9 protein-coding genes and 1 pseudogene are annotated in these 19,867 nt (G+C 42.5%); 3 read left to right on the top strand and 7 right to left on the bottom strand.

The annotated features are described in order from the left end of the window. Positions 1–7 precede the first annotated feature (7 nt). Positions 8–3,619 carry a DNA-directed RNA polymerase subunit beta gene (gene rpoB, locus ACAM22_RS01115; protein ID WP_261023953.1) on the bottom strand — a complete coding sequence of 1,204 codons (3,612 nt, stop codon included), beginning with the start codon at positions 3,617–3,619 and terminating at the stop codon, positions 8–10. A gap of 491 nt (positions 3,620–4,110) precedes the next feature. Between rpoB and ACAM22_RS01110 the strand changes: the two are divergent. The 3 genes and pseudogenes from ACAM22_RS01110 to ACAM22_RS01100 all read left to right on the top strand — a co-directional run bounded on the left by ACAM22_RS01110 (position 4,111) and on the right by ACAM22_RS01100 (position 11,169). Further along, positions 4,111–5,220 (top strand): annotated as a pseudogene (locus tag ACAM22_RS01110) (IS30 family transposase). Positions 5,221–5,659: 439 nt separating this feature from the next. After that, positions 5,660–7,138, top strand: coding sequence for a M protein trans-acting positive regulator PRD domain-containing protein (locus ACAM22_RS01105; RefSeq protein WP_261053038.1), 1,479 nt, complete (start codon positions 5,660–5,662; stop codon positions 7,136–7,138). A gap of 113 nt (positions 7,139–7,251) precedes the next feature. Continuing rightward, on the top strand, positions 7,252–11,169 hold the full coding sequence (locus ACAM22_RS01100) for a pullulanase (RefSeq protein ID WP_369606821.1): 3,918 nt from the start codon (positions 7,252–7,254) through the stop codon (positions 11,167–11,169). Positions 11,170–11,268: 99 nt separating this feature from the next. Here the strand turns inward: ACAM22_RS01100 and ACAM22_RS01095 are convergent, their stop codons facing one another. From ACAM22_RS01095 to ACAM22_RS01070, 6 genes are all read right to left on the bottom strand, one after another. Beyond that, the gene (locus ACAM22_RS01095; RefSeq protein ID WP_369606820.1) at positions 11,269–12,318 is read right to left on the bottom strand and encodes an LLM class flavin-dependent oxidoreductase; all 1,050 of its coding nucleotides are present in this window, start codon (positions 12,316–12,318) and stop codon (positions 11,269–11,271) included. A 118-nt stretch (positions 12,319–12,436) separates the two neighbouring features. After that, on the bottom strand, positions 12,437–14,245 hold the full coding sequence (gene glmS, locus ACAM22_RS01090; protein ID WP_369606819.1) for a glutamine--fructose-6-phosphate transaminase (isomerizing): 1,809 nt from the start codon (positions 14,243–14,245) through the stop codon (positions 12,437–12,439). Positions 14,246–14,436: 191 nt separating this feature from the next. Next, the gene (bglA, locus tag ACAM22_RS01085) at positions 14,437–15,816 is read right to left on the bottom strand and encodes a 6-phospho-beta-glucosidase (protein WP_369606818.1); all 1,380 of its coding nucleotides are present in this window, start codon (positions 15,814–15,816) and stop codon (positions 14,437–14,439) included. Positions 15,817–15,914: 98 nt separating this feature from the next. Continuing rightward, on the bottom strand, positions 15,915–17,768 hold the full coding sequence (locus tag ACAM22_RS01080) for a proline--tRNA ligase (RefSeq protein WP_033682387.1): 1,854 nt from the start codon (positions 17,766–17,768) through the stop codon (positions 15,915–15,917). Positions 17,769–17,780: 12 nt separating this feature from the next. Next, positions 17,781–19,040, bottom strand: coding sequence for an RIP metalloprotease RseP (gene rseP, locus ACAM22_RS01075; RefSeq protein ID WP_369606817.1), 1,260 nt, complete (start codon positions 19,038–19,040; stop codon positions 17,781–17,783). 21 nt (positions 19,041–19,061) lie between these two features. Beyond that, positions 19,062–19,865, bottom strand: a complete 804-nt coding sequence (locus tag ACAM22_RS01070) for a phosphatidate cytidylyltransferase (protein ID WP_265472048.1) — start codon at positions 19,863–19,865, stop codon at positions 19,062–19,064. Positions 19,866–19,867 lie beyond the last annotated feature (2 nt).

Genomic DNA, 19,867 nt, shown 5'->3' with positions numbered 1-19,867 from the left:
GAACTGCTTATTCTTGTTCAGCAGCTTCTTCTGTTGCTTCCGCTTTCGTTGCTTTCTCAGCTTCTTCAGCTTCAAAGGCTGCTTTAGCCTCTTGTGCTGCTTTTTCGCGGGCTTTTTCAAGATCATCTACGTGGATGACATCTTCGTCCATTCCTTCATCCAAGTCACGAAGTTCCACTTCTTGGTCATCTTCATCAAGAACACGCATGTCAAGACCAAGAGATTGCAATTCTTTGACAAGAACTCGGAAGGATTCTGGAACACCTGGTTTTGGAATTGGTTTTCCTTTTGTAATAGCCTCATAAGCTTTCAAACGTCCGTTGATATCGTCAGACTTGTAAGTCAAGATTTCTTGAAGGACATTTGAGGCACCGTAGGCTTCAAGAGCCCAAACCTCCATCTCACCGAAACGTTGTCCACCAAACTGAGCTTTACCTCCGAGTGGTTGTTGAGTAACGGTTGAGTAAGGTCCAACTGAACGCGCGTGCAATTTATCATCAACCATGTGGTGGAGTTTGATCATGTACATGACACCAACTGACACACGGTTATCAAATGGTTCACCAGTACGTCCATCGTAAAGGATTGTTTTAGCATCACTATCCATACCTGCTTCTTTAACAGTTGACCAAAGGTCTTCAGAACTTGCTCCGTCAAAGACTGGTGTTGCAATGTGGATACCAAGAGTACGAGCCGCCATACCAAGGTGGAGCTCCATAACCTGACCGATATTCATACGTGATGGCACCCCAAGTGGGTTCAACATGATGTCGACTGGAGTTCCATCTGGAAGGTAAGGCATGTCTTCTACAGGAACGATACGAGAAACAACCCCTTTGTTTCCGTGACGTCCGGCCATCTTATCTCCGACCTTGATCTTACGTTTTTGAGCGATGTAAACGCGAACCAGCATGTTAACACCTGATTGCAACTCATCTCCATTTGCACGTGTAAAAATCTTCACATCACGAACGACACCATCGGCACCGTGTGGTACACGAAGAGAAGTGTCACGTACTTCACGAGATTTGTCTCCGAAGATAGCGTGCAAGAGACGTTCTTCAGCTGAAAGGTCTTTCTCACCCTTAGGTGTTACTTTACCTACAAGGATATCGCCTTCTTTAACCTCAGCACCGATACGGATAATACCCATTTCGTCAAGGTCTTTAAGGGCATCTTCCCCAACATTTGGAATTTCGCGAGTGATTTCTTCAGGCCCAAGCTTTGTATCGCGCGTTTCTGATTCGTATTCTTCAAGGTGAACAGATGTGTAGACATCGTCTTTAACCAAGCGTTCACTCATGATAACGGCATCCTCGAAGTTGTAACCTTCCCAAGTCATGTAGGCAACGATTGGGTTTTGTCCAAGCGCCATTTCTCCATTTTCCATAGAAGGTCCGTCAGCGATGAAATCGCCTTTTTCAACGACATCGCCAACTTTAACAAGCGTACGTTGGTTGTAGGCAGTACCTGAGTTTGAACGACGGAATTTTTGGATGTGGTAAACGTCCAATGAACCATCTTCACGACGAACTTCTACCTTGTCAGCATCTGCATAGGTAACTTTACCATCATACTGAGCAATCACAGCAGCTCCAGAGTCGTGGGCTGCTTGGTATTCCATACCAGTACCAACGTAAGGTGCTTGAGGATTGATCAACGGAACAGCCTGACGTTGCATGTTGGCTCCCATGAGGGCACGGTTGGAGTCATCGTTTTCCAAGAAAGGAATACATGCTGTCGCAACGGCAACTACCTGTTTTGGTGAAACATCCATGTAGTCAACAACATTAGCTGGATACTCTTGGTTGACCCCTTGGTGACGTCCCATGACAACTTTCTCAGCAAATGTTCCATCTTCATTCAGACGAGAATTAGCCTGCGCTACAGTATATTCATCTTCTTCATCGGCTGTCAACCAAACGATTTCGTTCGTGACAACACCTGTTTCACGGTCAACTTTACGGTATGGTGTTTGAACAAAACCATATTTGTTCAAGTGTCCGTAAGATGACAAGTTATTGATCAAACCAATGTTAGGTCCTTCAGGTGTCTCGATTGGACACATACGACCGTAGTGAGTGTAGTGCACGTCACGTACTTCATATCCAGCACGGTCACGAGTCAAACCACCAGGTCCTAAGGCTGACAAACGGCGTTTGTGAGACAACTCAGAAAGCGGGTTGTGTTGGTCCATGAACTGTGACAACTGTGATGAACCAAAGAATTCTTTAACTGCAGCTGTTACAGGACGGATGTTGATGATTTGTTGTGGTGTCAAGACTTCGTTGTCCTGAACAGACATACGTTCACGAACATTACGTTCCATACGAGAAAGTCCAAGGCGTACTTGGTTAGCAAGCAATTCACCAACCGCACGGATACGACGGTTTCCAAGATGGTCGATATCATCTACACGGCCAAGTCCTTCAGCCAAGTTGAGGAAGTAGCTCATCTCAGCAAGAATATCTGCAGGAGTGACGATACGAACCTTGTCATCTGGATTGGCATTACCGATAATCGTTACAACACGATCTGGATCAGTTGGAGCAACAACCTTGAATTTTTGAAGAACAACTGGCTCAGTCACAACCGCTGCATCATTTGGAATGTAGACAATCTTGTTCAAGTCGCCATCCAAATAGCTTTCAATGCTTTCAATCACGCTACGAGTCATGATTGTACCAGCTTCTACCAAGATTTCTCCTGTTTCAGGGTCTACCAATGGCTCTGCAATGGTTTGGTTGAGCAAACGTGTTTTTACATTGAGTTTTTTATTGATCTTGTAGCGACCAACTGCTGCCAAGTCATAGCGACGTGGGTCAAAGAAACGAGCTACAAGCAAGCTACGTGAGCTTTCAGCAGTCTTAGGTTCACCTGGACGAAGACGTTCGTAAATTTCTTTCAAGGCTTCATCGGTACGAGAGTCCATTGGGTTCTTGTGGATATCTTTTTCAACAGTGTTACGAACCAATTCGCTGTCACCAAAGATATCAAAGATTTCATCATCACCTGAGAAACCAAGCGCACGAACCAAGGTCGTAAATGGAATCTTACGAGTACGGTCGATACGAGTGTAGGCGATATCTTTTGAGTCACTTTCAAGTTCCAACCAAGCTCCACGGTTAGGAATAACAGTTGAACCGTAGCCCACTTTACCGTTTTTATCAACTTTATCGTTAAAGTAAACACCTGGTGAGCGGACTAACTGAGATACAATGATACGTTCACCACCATTGATGATGAAAGTACCCATTTCTGTCATGATTGGGAAATCACCAAAGAATACTTCTTGAGTCTTGATTTCGCCTGTTTCTTTATTGATCAAGCGGAAGGTTACAAAAATTGGTGCTGAGTAGCTAGCATCGTGGATACGTGCTTCTTCTAGCGTGTATTTTGGTTCCTTGATTTCATATCCAACAAATTCCAACTCCATTGTATCTGTGAAGTTTGAAATTGGCAATACATCTTCAAACACTTCCTTAAGACCGTGGTCTAGGAAAGCTTTGAATGAGTCAGTTTGAATTTCAATCAAATTTGGTAAGTCAAGAACTTCTTTGATTCTTGAAAAACTACGACGGGTACGATGTTTCCCGTATTGAACGTCATGTCCTGCCAAGATGATTCTCCTTTGTAAATAAGTTCCAAGCCTTGTCAATCAGGCTTTTCTAATCGTCATATGGTTGTAAAACCCCTATCACCGTGTCCTCTTGACAAATTTTCAGAATCTTTAAGTCTTTGTTACAAGTACTCAAAATCCTGAAAAAAAGCACAAAAAGAGCAGCTAAATCTGACTTTTTCAGAAGATTTAACTGCTGTGAGCCTTGTCTGGACAATATTTCAGACAAAACCTACGACAAATGATCACTCATATTATACCCTATTTCGCTAGATTTTTCAAGAGGATTAACGATTTTTTGACAAAATCTTTTCCTATAAAAAATTACGTAACTTCTCAAAGTAACTTCCATCTCTCTCCCAAAACTGGAAGTTACTCTCAGACGACGAATTATGCTAGAATTAAGTCTGAGACTTTTCGTGAGGAGGTACCTCATGCCGAAAAAACAAAAACATCTCACTCTAGAAGACCGTATTGACATCCAAACTTGAATCGGTCAACAAGAAACTTTCCGTTCCATCGCTGAGAAGATGGGAAAAGACCCGTCAACGATTTCAAAGTAAATCAAGCGCAATCGCATCATGCATCCAATATCCGTCAAATCTGATTGCACGGATTGCCCTCTTCTCAAAAAAGCTCCTTATGTCTGTAACAACTGTCCAAAAAAGAGGAAGGATTGTGGGTTTAACCGCTATCTTTACTACGCGAAAAAGGCACAGGAACAGTACGAGACTATGTTGAGGGAATCCAGACAGGGCATCCCCCTAAACAAGGAAAGTTTTTATCAGATGGATAAGGTCTTAACCCAAGGCATCCAGAAGAAACAAAGCATCTACCATATCATTCAGACACATAACCTACCTGTGTCGAAAGCTACGGTGTATCGGCATGCCAAGCTGGGATATCTGACAGCCAAGCCCATTGATTTTCCTCGGATGGTCAAGTTCAAGGAACGCAGAAAATCCAGAAAAGTAGCTATTCCCAAAGAGCTAAAAATTGGGCGAACCTACCAAGATTTCCAAGAGTTACGAGAAACAGATGATTTCTTCAAATGGTTGGAAATGGACACGGTCATCGGCAGACCTGGTGGAAAGGTGCTACTCACCTTCAACGTTTCCTTCTGCAACTTCCTCTTCGCCTTGCTTTTGAACAACAAGACCGCTCTGGAGGTCGCCACTAAATTCGCAGCTTTGAAAGAAAGAGTCATGGACGGAGGGGTTGCGTTCCATCAGCTGTTCCCTGTCATTCTCACGGACAACGGATCTGAGTTCTCCTATGTGGAGGAGCTTGAGCGAGACATTGATGGGAAGTCTCACCTCTACTTCTGCGACCCTAGCCGTCCTGACCAGAAGGGGCGGATTGAGAAGAACCATACAGTTTTGCGAGCCATTCTTCCCAAGGGCACTTCCTTTGACCAGCTGACTCAGAAAGACGTCAATCTAGTCATTTCCCATGTCAATTCCTTGAAACGAGAAGAGTTTCAAGGAAAATCTGCTTACGACGTCTTCACCTTCAACTTTGGCGAGGACATCGCTGCTCTTCTGGGGTGCCAATTTGTCAAACCAGAAGACACACACTTATCACCTGATTTATTGAAATAAAGGGAATTTTCCCCTCTAACTACACATCTTATCACCATCGAAAAGTCTCACACTAAACGCTAGCAACTGGAAGTTACTCTAAGACGACTCTGTTTTAAGGCTATTTGTCGTACACTTTTTTCTGAGTCTTTTCGCTTTTGAACCCTTATATATCAAGAAAAAGAAAACCAGCGGACGTTAGTCTAAGAAGAATTTCCACTGGTTTTTACGATTTTTATCATACTAAAGGCTAGGTTGTGGGAAACTGGAAGTTAGTTTTAGAAGTTACCCTATAAAAAATTAAATTCAATGATCGCTTTGCAAACTTCATTTTCAGCCTAATTATCTACGAAGAAGATAGTAAATTACAGTTATCCTATTTTATCTTATCCTGTTTTTCTTGACTTTACTTGCTTTTTCTTTTAATATATATATGTATAAATATATAAGGAGATTTGTTATGGATATTTTGCTTTCTGAAACAGAACAAAATCTGCTAGTGTTACTGGAAGAATTAACCAAACACCATGATTGGATAGAGTTCCCAGTCTTTGCTGAAAAGCTGAATTTTTCAACAGAAGAATTGCAAGAACACCTTTTTAAACTTGAGCAATTATTTCCAAACCTCCTTATTCAATCAACAAAAGAAGGTATTCAGTTGCAGTTTGAAGCCCGAAACTCCTTAGACCCTAGGATTGCTATCTTTGAACAATCCCCAACTTATTCTTTTTTAAACCAACTTTTTTTCAAGGACAGCCAATCACTTGACCAAATATGTCAGGTACTTTCGTCTAATCCAGAGCAGATTGAGGAAATCATCCAACATCTAAATACTAAACTCCCGCAACACTATGGCATCAGCATACAACCTTCCCCTTTGAACATGATGGGGGCAGAAGAGGACATTCGCTCCTTTTATCTGGACTACTTTAGCCAAAGTTACAGCTTTCTTGATTGGCCCTTCCCTTCTATTTCCGAAGAGTATTTGACTGATTTGATTCAGTTATTTTTGAAGGCCCAACAAATTTCACTCAACCTCAGCAGTCTACGACAAATCAAATATACCCTAGCTATCAATCTGGAGCGGTTTAATATGAGTCATTTGATTGAAAATCCTACTCCCCTTTTAACCAGTCACTACAGCTCTCTGATGCAAATTCCGCAGTTCGAACAAGATATCAAAAAACTGGCTAAAAAACTCCATTTTGAACCTACAAAAGAAGCACTGGAACAGCTATTTTCAAACCCAGTAAAGTCGCCTCAAATCACAAACAATCCTAGTAATGGAGCTTTAGGAGACATTCATCAGATTCAAAAATCCTATCGTTTATTGAGTCAAATCTTAGAAGAATTGGCTAAAGAATTTCACCTACAAATTGCAAATCGAGAAGAATTGATTTGGCTCCTCCACTACACTGCCCAAGCTGATTTTCTACACCCACTTAGCAACAAGTCTCTTGAAAAACAGAAGTCTTTACTTTTAACCAATTATCAAAAAGAATTTCCAAAACTATTTGAAGTAAGTCAACACAAATTCCAATCTTACCTGACTGAAATGGGGCTAGAAAATCATCCAAGTAAGCTACAAGACCTAGTTTATGCCTTTTCTATCCAAGGACAACGCATTTTAGTCCAATTACTTCAAAAACTTCCCAAAATTCGTGTTTTGGTCATTAGTCATCTAGATAGTGAGCACGCACAAAACCTAATTGACACCCTTTCCCACTACGGTAACAATCTCTATCTATTTGATTCTTGGGAAGAATCTACGATTTCTTTCTCGATTCTCAATCAAATTCCGCACGATATTGTTATCACTACCTTTCCTGTTTCCAACTGTCCGAAACCCATTATTTGTAGTCGGAATCTTTCTACTGTAGAACTATTTTACCACCTCCACCTTTTGGGTTCACAAATTCATAAAGAAAGACTAGCTTAGTCGTAACAGAAAACCTGTTGCGATTTTCTTTTGTTTTAATTTCGAGAAAACGCTTGCATATTGTTTTACTACATGCTATACTGATATAGAAATTTATTGATTGGAGAATCATCATGAGAAAAACACCAGCTCAAACTGAGAAAAAAATGGTCTACAGCATCCGTTCCCTCAAAAATGGAACTGGTTCTGTCCTTATCGGCGCAAGCCTTGTCCTACTTGCTATGGCTACGCCAACTATCTCAGCCAACGAAAGTACACCAACCACTAACGCAAGTAATAGTGAAACTACTACTGTCCTTGCCCAACCTCTTACTGATGCAACAAACATCGCTGGCAAGAACGAAAGCGATTTTTCTTCACCTAACAATGCAAACGCTTCCCTAGAGAAAAAAGAAGAAAATCCTGCAACAGAGCCAACCACTCCTGTTGCAGGCCCAGCCGATTCAGCACCACAAACCGAGCAAGATCGTTCAAGTGAGCCAACTACTTCTACGAATCCAGTAACAACTGAAACTAAGGCAGAAGAGCCCATCGAAGACAACTACTTCCGTATCCATGTCAAAAAACTTCCTGAAGAAAACAAGGATACTCAAGGACTATGGACTTGGGACGATGTTGAAAAACCTTCTGAAAATTGGCCAAACGGAGCCCTGTCCTTTAAGGATGCCAAAAAAGATGACTACGGCTATTACCTAGATGTCAAATTAAAGGGAGAACAAGCCAAGAAAATTAGCTTCCTCATCAATAATACAGCTGGGAAAAATCTAACCGGCGATAAATCGGCAGAAAAACTGGCACCAAAGATGAATGAGGCTTGGTTGGACCAAGATTACAAGGTTTTCTCTTACGAGCCACAACCGGCAGGAACTGTTCGCGTCAACTACTACCGTACAGATGGCAACTATGACAAGAAATCTCTCTGGTACTGGGGAGATGTAAAAAATCCAAGTAGCGCTCAATGGCCTGACGGAACAGACTTTACGGCTACAGGCAAATATGGTCGCTATATCGACATTCCTCTTAAGGATGCCGCCAAAGAATTTGGATTTTTACTATTAGATGAGAGCAAACAAGGAGACGACGTGAAAATCCGTAAAGAAGATTATAAGTTTACAGATTTGAAAAATCATAGCCAAATTTTCCTAAAAGATGATGACGAAACGATTTACACAAATCCATACTATGTCCATGATATCCGCATGACAGGGGCTCAGCACGTAGGAACTTCTAGCATTGAAAGTAGTTTTTCAACACTTGTCGGTGCTAAAAAAAAGGATATCCTCAAACACTCTAACATCACTAATCACCTAGGAGAAAAAGTAGCTATTACCGATGTCGCAATCGATGAGGCTGGTAAGAAAGTGACCTACAGCGGAGATTTCTCTGACACAAAACATCCTTATACTGTTAGCTACAATTCCGTCCAATTTACTACCAAAACAAGCTGGCGTCTTAAAGATGAGACTTACAGTTATGATGGCAAACTTGGAGCCGACCTCAAAGAAGAAGGAAAACAAGTTGATTTGACCCTTTGGTCACCAAGTGCTGATAAGGTTTCTGTCGTTGTCTACGACAAGAATGACCCTGAAAAAGTGGTTGGAACTGTCGCTCTTGAAAAAGGGGAAAGAGGAACTTGGAAACAAACTCTGGATAGCACAAGCAAACTAGGAATCACAGATTTCACTGGATATTATTATCAATACCAAATTGAGCGTCAGGGTAAAACTGTTCTTGCACTCGATCCTTACGCTAAATCCCTCGCTGCTTGGAATAGTGACGATGCCAAGATTGACGATGCCCATAAAGTGGCTAAAGCCGCCTTTGTAAATCCAGCTAAACTCGGACCTCAAGACTTGACTTATGGTAAGATTCACAATTTCAAGACTCGTGAAGATGCCGTTATCTACGAAGCTCATGTGCGTGACTTCACTTCAGATCCTGCCATTGCAAAAGACTTAACCAAACCATTTGGTACTTTTGAAGCCTTTATTGAAAAACTAGACTATCTCAAAGACTTAGGTGTGACCCACATCCAGCTCCTTCCAGTCTTGTCTTACTACTTTGTCAATGAATTGAAAAACCATGAACGCTTGTCTGACTATGCTTCAAGCAACAGCAACTACAACTGGGGATATGATCCTCAAAACTACTTCTCATTGACTGGTATGTACTCAAGCGATCCGAAGAATCCAGAAAAACGAATCGCAGAATTTAAAAACCTCATCAACGAGATCCACAAACGTGGCATGGGAGCTATCCTGGACGTAGTGTATAACCATACAGCCAAAGTCGATATCTTTGAAGACCTAGAGCCAAACTACTACCACTTTATGGATGCTGATGGGACACCTCGCACTAGCTTTGGTGGTGGACGTTTGGGAACAACCCACCATATGACCAAACGGATTCTAGTTGACTCTATCAAATATCTGGTCGATACCTACAAAGTTGATGGATTCCGCTTCGATATGATGGGAGACCATGATGCCGCTTCTATCGAAGAAGCTTACAAGGCTGCACGCGCCCTCAATCCAAACCTCATCATGCTGGGTGAAGGTTGGAGAACCTATGCTGGTGATGAGAACATGCCTACTAAAGCTGCTGATCAAGATTGGATGAAACATACCGATACTGTCGCTGTCTTCTCAGATGACATCCGTAACAACCTCAAGTCTGGTTATCCAAACGAAGGTCAACCTGCCTTTATCACAGGTGGCAAGCGTGATATCAACACTATCTTCAAAAATCTCATTGCTCAACCAACCAACTTTGAAGCAGACAGTCCTGGAGATGTGATTCAATACATCGCAGCCCATGATAACTTGACCCTCTTTGACATCATTGCCCAGTCTATCAAAAAAGACCCAAGCAAGGCTGAGAACTACGCTGAAATCCACCGTCGTTTGCGACTTGGAAATCTCATGGTCTTGACAGCTCAAGGAACTCCATTTATCCACTCTGGTCAGGAATATGGACGTACTAAACAATTCCGTGACCCAGCCTACAAGACTCCAGTAGCAGAGGACAAACAACCAAACAAATCTCACTTGTTGCGTGATAAGGACGGCAATCCATTTGACTATCCTTACTTCATCCATGACTCTTACGATTCGAGTGATGCTATTAACAAGTTTGACTGGACTAAGGCTACAGATGGTAAAGCTTATCCTGAAAATGTCAAGAGCCGTAACTATATGAAAGGTTTGATTGCCCTTCGTCAATCTACAGACGCCTTCCGACTTAAGAGTCTCCAAGATATCAAAGACCGTGTCCAACTCATCACTGTCCCAGGTCAAAATGGTGTAGAAAAAGAGGATGTAGTAATTGGCTACCAAATTACTGCTCCAAACGGTGATATCTACGCAGTCTTTGTCAATGCGGATGAAAAAGCTCGCGAATTTAATTTGGGAACTGCCTTTGCCCACCTCAGAAATGCTGAAGTTTTGGCAGATGAAAACCAAGCAGGACCAGTAGGAATTGCCAACCCGAAAGGACTTGAGTGGACTGAAAAAGGCTTGAAATTAAATGCCCTTACTGCCACTGTTCTTCGAGTCTCTCAAGGCGGTGCCATCGTTGCCCCAGCTGTGGAAGAAAAACCAGAATTTGACCTTTCAAATTCTAGACAAGAACAAGGTCAAAGTCAAGAGCACAGTACAAGCGATATTCCAAATCGATTAAACAAACCTGAACATCAAAATACAGATCCAGCTCCACAAGCTAAACCTGATTCTACTAAACCAGATACAAAAGTAGCTGATGAAGAAAATAAACCTAGCCAAGCTACAACTGATTCACAAACTACACAAGTTTCACAACCAGCACAAGAAGTACAAGCATCATCTGTAAGTGAAGCTGTTCGAAACGAATCGGTAGATAACTCTAACAAGGAAAATATACCTGCAACTCCAGCTAAACAAGCTGAACTTCCAAATACAGGAACCAAAAACGATAACAAACTCCTGTTTGCAGGAATCAGCCTCCTTGCACTCCTAGGTCTCGGTTTCTTGCTAAAAAACAAAAAAGAGAACTAAACTAGCCCTCCTATAGAAAAATCCCCCAAGCATTATAGCTCGGGGGATTAATTTTTGTACAATATTTGTTGTCCTAATAAACTTGATTAGGATTTTTTATTAAGCCTCTTTCATGGCGAAGTATGCCCGTACTTTTGGAGCCACTTGCGTGCCGAAGAGTTCAATAGCTCTCAGAACCTGGTCATGAGGCATGGAACCAAGCGGTAGATGGAGCATGAAGCGGTCCAAACCTAAATCCTCAATCATGCGAATCAATTTTTCTGCCACCTGATCTGGATTGCCCACAAACATGGCACCATTTGGCCCAACTTGCTCCAAATATTGTTCATAACGCAATTCCTGCCAGTGCGGACGGTCTTTAGAGATAGCATCCACCACTTGCTTGGTCGGATGGAAATAATCTTTCACAGCCTGCTCGCCATCTTCAGCAATCCAACCCCAAGAATGAGCTCCAACCTTTAGTTCCTGACTGGCATGACCCGCTTCGCTCCCAATCTCACGATAAGCCTGAATCAACTTTTTAAAATAACTCGGATTGCCACCAATAATGGCATAAACAATCGGTAGACCAGCCTGAGCAATCTTCACTGTTGATTCGACATGACCACCTGTCGCTATCCACAAGGGCAATTTGTCTTGAACTGGACGAGGATAAACTTCTTTGCCAGAGATTGTTTGGGTCAATCGACCTTGCCAGTCTAACTTGGTCTTTTCATTGACTAATTGAAGCAAGTCTAATTTCTCATCAAAAAGGGCTTCGTAGTCTTTCAAATCATATCCAAACAAGGGAAAAGATTCCGTGAAAGAACCCCTTCCAGCCATAATCTCCGCTCGTCCATTTGACAAAGCATCGATAGTGGCATACTGTTGGAACAAGCGAATCGGATCCATACTTGAGAGAATGCTGACTGCACTGGTCAAACGGATTTTCTTGGTATTGACTGCACCTGCTGCCAGGACAATCTCTGGGGCTGATACCGCAAAATCCGCTCGATGGTGCTCACCAATACCATACACATCCAAACCAACCTTGTCAGCCAGTTCAATCTCTGCCAGCAACTGGCGAATGCGTTCAGCATGACTGTAAGTTTTCCCAGTCCCTTCAAGCTCCGTTGTTTCTCCAAATGTTGAAATTCCCAATTCTACCACAGTGATTCTCCTTGTCTATTCCGGTCCTTCATTTTGAAAAATTATTCTAACACGAATCTTGAGTACAAGCAACCGATTTGCTCACAAGAAAAAGCCTAGATAACTAGACTTTTTAAGCTTATTCTACCGTTACTGACTTAGCAAGGTTACGTGGTTTGTCCACATCAAGGCCACGGTGGAGTGTTGCAAAGTAAGCGACCAATTGTGTTGGTACTACCATTGAGATTGGTGAGAGGTAAGGGTGGACGGTCGTAAGAACGATATCATCTGTATCTTTGGCAACATTTTCTTCTGCGATAGTGAGGACTTTGGCACCACGGGCTGCCACTTCTTGGATATTTCCGCGAGTGTGGTTGGCAAGGACTGGATCTGACAAGAGGGCCAAAACAGGTGTTCCTTCTTCAATCAAGGCAATGGTTCCGTGCTTGAGTTCTCCTGCCGCAAAGCCTTCACACTGGATGTAAGAAATCTCTTTGAGTTTAAGGCTTGCTTCCATAGCCACGTAGTAATCTTGACCACGCCCAATATAAAAGGCGTTGCGAGTTGTTTCAAGAAGCTCACGAACCTTGGCTTCGATGGTTTCTTTCTCTGAAAGAGTTGATTCGATAGACTGAGCTACGATTGACAACTCATGAACCAGGTCAAAGGCTTGCGCTTTAGCATTGCCATTTACTTCTCCGACTGCTTTTGCAAGGAAGGCAAGGGCTGCAATTTGTGCTGTATAAGCCTTTGTTGATGCTACGGCAATTTCAGGACCTGCATGAAGGAGCATGGTATGGTTGGCTTCACGTGAAAGAGTTGAACCTGGTACGTTTGTCACTGTCAAGCTTGGGATTCCCATTTCATTAGCCTTAACCAAAACCTGACGGCTATCCGCTGTTTCACCAGACTGACTGATAAAGATGAAGAGTGGTTTCTTGCTGAGAAGTGGCATACCATAGCCCCACTCAGATGAAATTCCCAGTTCCACTGGTGTATCAGTCAATTCTTCCAACATCTTCTTAGAAGCAAATCCTGCGTGGTAAGATGTTCCAGCTGCAAGGATATAGATACGGTCTGCGTCTTGAACAGCCTTGATGATGGCTGGATCTACGACAACTTGACCAGCCTCATCTGTGTAGGCTTGGATGAGTTTACGCATAACCGTTGGTTGCTCATCGATTTCCTTGAGCATGTAGTAAGGATAAGTTCCCTTACCGATATCTGACAAATCAAGCTCAGCAGTGTAGCTAGCACGCTCACGACTGTTGCCATCATAGTCTTGAACTTCCACACTATCAGCCTTGACGATTACCAACTCTTGGTCATGAATTTCCATGTATTGGTTGGTCTCACGAATCATAGCCATGGCGTCTGAACAAACCATGTTGTAGCCTTCCCCAAGACCAATCAAAAGCGGTGATTTATTTTTAGCCACGTAGATGACTTCAGGATCTTGTGAGTCAACCAAGGCAAAGGCATAAGAACCACGGATGATGTGAAGGGCTTTTTTAAAGGCTTCAAGAACTGAGAGACCTTCTTCTTCCGCAAATTTTCCAATCAAGTGAACGGCAATTTCCGTATCTGTTTGCCCTTTGAAGTGGTGACCTGCAAGGTATTCTTCCTTGATTTCAAGATAGTTTTCAATCACTCCATTGTGCACTAAAACAAAACGTTCAGTCTCAGAGCGATGTGGGTGAGCATTGTCCTCAGTTGGTTTCCCGTGAGTTGCCCAACGAGTATGTCCGATACCAGCTGTTCCCTCAACACCAGCTGTCTTGGCAGACAATTCTGCAATACGACCTACAGCCTTGACTAGATGGTTTTCAGCACCACCTAGGACAAAAATTCCCGCAGAATCATAGCCACGGTATTCGAGCTTTTCAAGCCCTTGAATCAAAATATCAGTTGCATTTGTGTTTCCAATAACACCAACAATTCCACACATAGTATATACGACACAGACCAGCTGTGCTTTCTCCTTAAAATTGGTATAGTCTAATTCCTCTGTTACGGAATCAGCAAAAACAGTATATACTTGTTTCTTTCACTTGTCAAGAGTTAAAATTGGTATAGTTCAAATTTATCTCCTGTAAGCAAAAAACTCTGACCAATTAGGATAATCAGTCAGAGTCCTTTTTAAAATCCATTATTATCGCTTAATTCCTTGAACCAGTGCCCTGATTTCTTCAGACGACGCTCTTGCGTTTCCAAGACTAATTCGACCAAACCATAGCGATTTTTATAGCTATTGAGCCATGACCAGCAATCGATAAAGGTCCAAATCAAGTATCCCTTACAATTGGCTCCGTCTTCAATAGCACGGTGCAGTTCACGAAGATGACCTTTTACAAAGTCAATACGGTAATCATCTTGAATCATCCCATCTTGACGGAATTTGTCTTCCCCCTCAACACCCATACCATTCTCTGTCAACATCCACTCAATATTGCCATAATTTTCCTTGATATTTTGGGCAATGTCATAAATCCCTTGCTCATAAATCTCCCAGCCACGGTGAGGATTGATTTTACGTCCAGGCATCACATAAGGCTCATAAAAATGTTCTGGTAAGAGAGGACTCTCTGGATGTTTAGCAAATCGAGGTGCCATAACACGCAAAGGTTGATAGTAGTTGACACCAAGGAAGTCTACCGTATTGTCACGAATGAGCTCCAACTCCTCCTCTGTAGTATCAGGTAAAAGGCCGTGTTCATGAAATATTTCTACCAATTCCTGTGGATAAGTACCCAAAACAGACGGATCTAAGAAAGATTGGGCCTGAAAAAGGTCTGCAATACGAGCAGCCTTGACATCGGCAGGATGCTGGCTACGTGGATAAGCCGGTGTCAAGTTGAGGACAATCCCAATTTTGGAATTAGGCAAGAGTTCATGACAAGCCTTAACCGCCCGACTGCTAGCCAATTGTGTATGATAGGCTACTTTAACTGCCGCCTCTGCATCCACCTTATGTGGATAATGAGCATCGTAAAAATAGCCAAATTCTACAGGAACGATTGGCTCGTTAAAGGTAATCCACTGATCCACTAAATCTCCATAAGTCTCAAAACAAAAACGAGCATAGTCTTCATAGGCTGAGACAGTCGCCTTATTTTCCCAACCATCACCAACTTCTTGAAGGGCAAAAGGCAGATCAAAATGATAGAGATTGACTAACAGACGAATCCCTTTGGCTTTAATAGCCTCAAAAACCTTACGATAGAAATCCACACCTTGAGCATTGACTTTTCCACGCCCTTGTGGAAAAATCCGTGACCATTGAATAGAAGTCCGAAAGGCCGTGTGACCAGTTTCTACCAGTAGCTCAATATCCTGCTCCCAATTTGCATAAAAGGTCGATGTCTTATCTGGACCAATCCCATTATAGTAACGATTTGGCTCCACTTGATACCAATAATCCCAGAGATTATCTCCTTTACCGTCACCAGCTACACGTCCTTCTGTCTGTGGTCCAGAAGTAGAGGATCCCCAGACAAAACCCTTTGGAAATCTTAGCATACATTTACCTCTTTATCTACTCATTTTTCCCATTATACAGAAAAAACAAGGTAAAAACTAGTTACATTTTTTCCTTGTTTTTCTTCTGATTATAGTTTTTATTTCTTGCTGAGGATTTCAAGCGTTTCAAGCAAGTTATCTGCATGAACTTCGATGGTGTCACCAGTCGCTTTAATCTTAACTTCGACGATGCCATCAGCCGCTTTTTTACCAACAGTGATACGGATAGGCAATCCAATCAAGTCACTATCGCTGAATTTAACACCGACACGTTCGTTACGGTCATCTGTCAAGACTTCGTAACCAGCTCCCATCAAGCTTGCTTCAAGCTTTTCTGTCAAAGCTTGGGCTTCTTCATCCTTAACATTGACAGTAATCAAGTGCACATCAAATGGTGCCAATTCTTTAGGGAAATTGATTCCCCAAGCGTAACGGTATTCACCTTTTGGAGTTTTGTTAACAAAGAGGCGAGCGTGTTGCTCCATGACAGCTGAAAGGAGACGGCTGACACCGATACCGTAACATCCCATGATGATTGGCACAGCACGGCCATTTTCATCCAAAACATCTGCTCCCATGCTTGCTGAATAGCGAGTGCCGAGTTTGAAGATGTGACCAATTTCGATACCACGCGCAAAGTTAAGGACACCTTGTCCGTCTGGAGAAATTTCACCCTCACGAACTTCACGGATATCCACATATTCTGCAGTAAAATCACGACCTGGGTTCACACCAGTCAAGTGGTAGCCATCTTCATTAGCTCCCACAACCGCATTGCGAACATCTTGCACTTTACGGTCTGCGATGATTTTAACATTCTCTGGCAAACCAACTGGGCCAAGTGAACCAAATCCTGCTTGAACAACATTTGCCACTTCTTCTTCGCTAGCAACGTCAAAGAAATCTGCTCCCAAGTGGTTTTTCAACTTAACTTCATTAAGCTGATCATTTCCAACTAGAAGGGCGGCAACAAGCTCACCGTCTGCCATATAGAAAAGGGTTTTAATCGTTTGTTCTTCTGGAACGTTGAGGAAGGCGGCAACTTCATCGATTGATTTAACATCTGGTGTTGCAACACGAGTCACTTCTTCTTCAGCGACAACACGGTTGCTTGGTTTGTACTCGTTTGTTGCCATTTCCAAGTTAGCAGCATAGCTAGACTCACTTGAGTAAGCAATGGTATCTTCACCAGAGACCATCCATTTGAGCAATTCTGCCTTGATTTCTTCTTGCACTTCTGCAGGAATTTCGTCAAATGAGGCAACTGACTTGTCCAAAACAACCCAGCGGTCAAGGTCCGTACGGGCAGGTGTAATGGCCATAAATTCTTGGCTGTCCTTACCACCCATGGCTCCACCGTCACCGATGATAGCCTTGAAATCTAAACCACTACGAGTGAAAATACGCTCATAAGCAGCCTTATACTCATCGTAAACACTGTCCAAGCTATCGTAGTTAGCGTGGAAACTGTAAGCATCCTTCATGATGAACTCACGTGTACGAAGAAGTCCATTACGTGGACGTTTTTCATCACGATACTTAGGCTGGATTTGATAAAGGTTAAGTGGCAATTGCTTGTAAGACTTAACAGAATCACGGACAATAGCTGTAAAGGTTTCTTCGTGAGTTGGACCTAGGATAAAGTCTGATTTTTCACGGTTTTTTAGTTTGTAAAGGTCTTCACCGTAAGTTTCATAACGACCTGATTCGCGCCACAATTCTGCACTAAGAAGAGCAGGAGCCAACATCTCAACGGCACCAATCTTGTCGAATTCTTGGCGCATGATGTTTTTAGCTTTTTCAATCACACGGTTGGCAAGTGGTAGGTAAGAGTATACACCTGCAGATACTTGGCGAACATAACCAGCACGCAACATAAGAGCGTGGCTGATAACTTGAGCATCGCTTGGCATTTCGCGAAGCGTTGGGATAGGCATTTTACTTTGTTTCATAATATTCCTCGATTATCTAAAAAAGAGTCGCATGATGTCATTCCAGGTCACAGCAATCATCAAGACAACCATGATGACCACTCCGGCCAAGGTGACATAGGTTTCAATTTCTTGTTTTAATGGTTTGCGGCGAATGGCTTCCAGGATATTGAGCACAATCTTACCACCATCCAGAGCTGGAATCGGAATCAGATTAAAAATCCCAATATTGATAGAAATCATTGCCAAGAAGTACAAGACATTTTCAATTCCATTTTTAGCAGCATCACTACTTGCCTTAAAGATGGCAACAGGGCCACCTAGCTTGTTCAAATCTGGTTGGAAAATCAGATTTTTCAAAGCTGAGAGAATTCGGAGAGCTGAGTCGGCAGCGGTTGTAAAACCACCTACAAACATGGATAGAAAATCTGACTTAATTCCCGGTTGAACACCTAGAAGGTAACTACCTTGATTTTCTTCTGGGGTAACCGTTACTTGTTTGTCACTACCATTTTCAGAAATAGTCACATCCAAACTTGGTGCCGTCTTATCTTTGGTTTCTGTTTCCACAGCCTGAATCAAGTTTTCCCAATTGCTAATCTCATGTGAGCCAATCTTAGTAATCTGTGCCGTTTCTGGCACTCCTACCTTAGCCAAGGCCCCTTGAGGCATGACATGGAACTGGTTAGTAGCAACATCTCTGACACCACCTTGCATAAAGATTAAAATCCAGAAAACAACGACACCTAAGATAAAGTTGTTCATAGGTCCTGCAAAGTTGGTAATCAGTTTGCCCCAGATAGTCGCATTTTGATATTGAACATCCAAGGGAGCAATCCGAACCTCCGTTCCATCTGCTTCCACAACTGTTGCATCGTGATCCACTGCAAATGTTTTTTCTTCTTCCAGAACCAAGCCCTTGATAAAGAGCTTGTCTTCAAAATCAAACTGGGTCACCTGCATAGGAAGAGCTGTTTGATCCAATTTTTTACCTGAAAGATTGATACGTTTAACCTTACCGTCCTCAGCAAGTGTCAAACTGACAGGAGTTCCTGTCTTGATTTCAGTTGTATCATCACCCCAACCGGCCATGCGGACATAGCCACCCAGAGGCAAGATTCGAATGGTATAGGCCGTCCCATCCTTGCCAATATGAGCAAAGATTTTAGGTCCCATACCGATAGCAAATTCACGCACTAGAATCCCTGATTTCTTGGCAAAGTAGAAATGTCCGAACTCGTGCACCACCACAATAATCCCAAAAACCAGAATAAAGGTTAAAATTCCGAGCATAGTATTTCCTCCGTCTTTTGATTAAAAGAGTCCAAACAAGTGCATGATTGGAAATACAAGCAACATACTATCGAAACGATCCAAAACACCACCATGTCCAGGGATAAATTTCCCAGAATCCTTGACACCAAAGTGACGCTTGATCGAACTTTCTAGTAAATCACCAAATTGTCCAGCTATGCTAAAGAAAATAGCAAAGATTGACATCTTGTAAATTCCATAGGGAAGGGCAACTGTCCTGTCAACTATCATAAAGATGATGGTTACTAAAATAGCGCCTAAAATACCACCCAAGGCACCCTCAAAGGTTTTATTTGGAGAAACTGTCGGAGCTAATTTTCGTTTACCATAGTTCATCCCAACAAGATAGGCACCACTGTCGGTCGCCCAGACGATACACAAGGCCAATAGAGCCTTATCTAAACCTGCAATACGAGCATCTAGTAAAGCATTAAATCCAAAGCCTACATAGAAACTCATAGCAAGAGGGAAAACAGCGTCCTCAATCGTATAAGACTTGCTAAACACAGTCGTTCCTAACATGATTGAAATCAAAACACTATAAGCAACCACATTCCCATCAACTGGTAAAAAAGTCAGGTAATTCTCCAAAGGAATGGTCAAGGCAAAGGTTGCAAAGAGGGTCAAGAGGCCTTCCATAGTCATGGTCTCTAAACCTCTCATCTTCAAAAGTTCATGCATTGCCAGCATGGCTATGATTCCAATTGCTATCTGAAGCAAGAGTCCCCCAATCATTAAAATTGGTAGGAAAATAGCCAGGGCAATCCCTGCAAACAAGGTTCTTTTTTGTAAATCCTGTGTCATAT

It is taken from the genome of Streptococcus sp. SN-1, assembly GCF_041154385.1.
Lineage (GTDB): Bacteria > Bacillota > Bacilli > Lactobacillales > Streptococcaceae > Streptococcus > Streptococcus mitis_CT.
This window is presented reverse-complemented; position numbering and strand designations above follow the sequence as displayed.

Coding starts and splice junctions, on each gene's coding strand:
- ACAM22_RS01105 (WP_261053038.1), top strand. CDS start 5,660: ATGGATATTTTGCTTTCTGAAACAGAACAAAATCTGCTAGTGTTACTG.
- ACAM22_RS01100 (WP_369606821.1), top strand. CDS start 7,252: ATGAGAAAAACACCAGCTCAAACTGAGAAAAAAATGGTCTACAGCATC.
- glmS (WP_369606819.1), bottom strand. CDS start 14,245: ATGTGTGGAATTGTTGGTGTTATTGGAAACACAAATGCAACTGATATT.
- bglA (WP_369606818.1), bottom strand. CDS start 15,816: ATGCTAAGATTTCCAAAGGGTTTTGTCTGGGGATCCTCTACTTCTGGA.
- ACAM22_RS01080 (WP_033682387.1), bottom strand. CDS start 17,768: ATGAAACAAAGTAAAATGCCTATCCCAACGCTTCGCGAAATGCCAAGC.
- rseP (WP_369606817.1), bottom strand. CDS start 19,040: ATGCTCGGAATTTTAACCTTTATTCTGGTTTTTGGGATTATTGTGGTG.
- ACAM22_RS01070 (WP_265472048.1), bottom strand. CDS start 19,865: ATGACACAGGATTTACAAAAAAGAACCTTGTTTGCAGGGATTGCCCTG.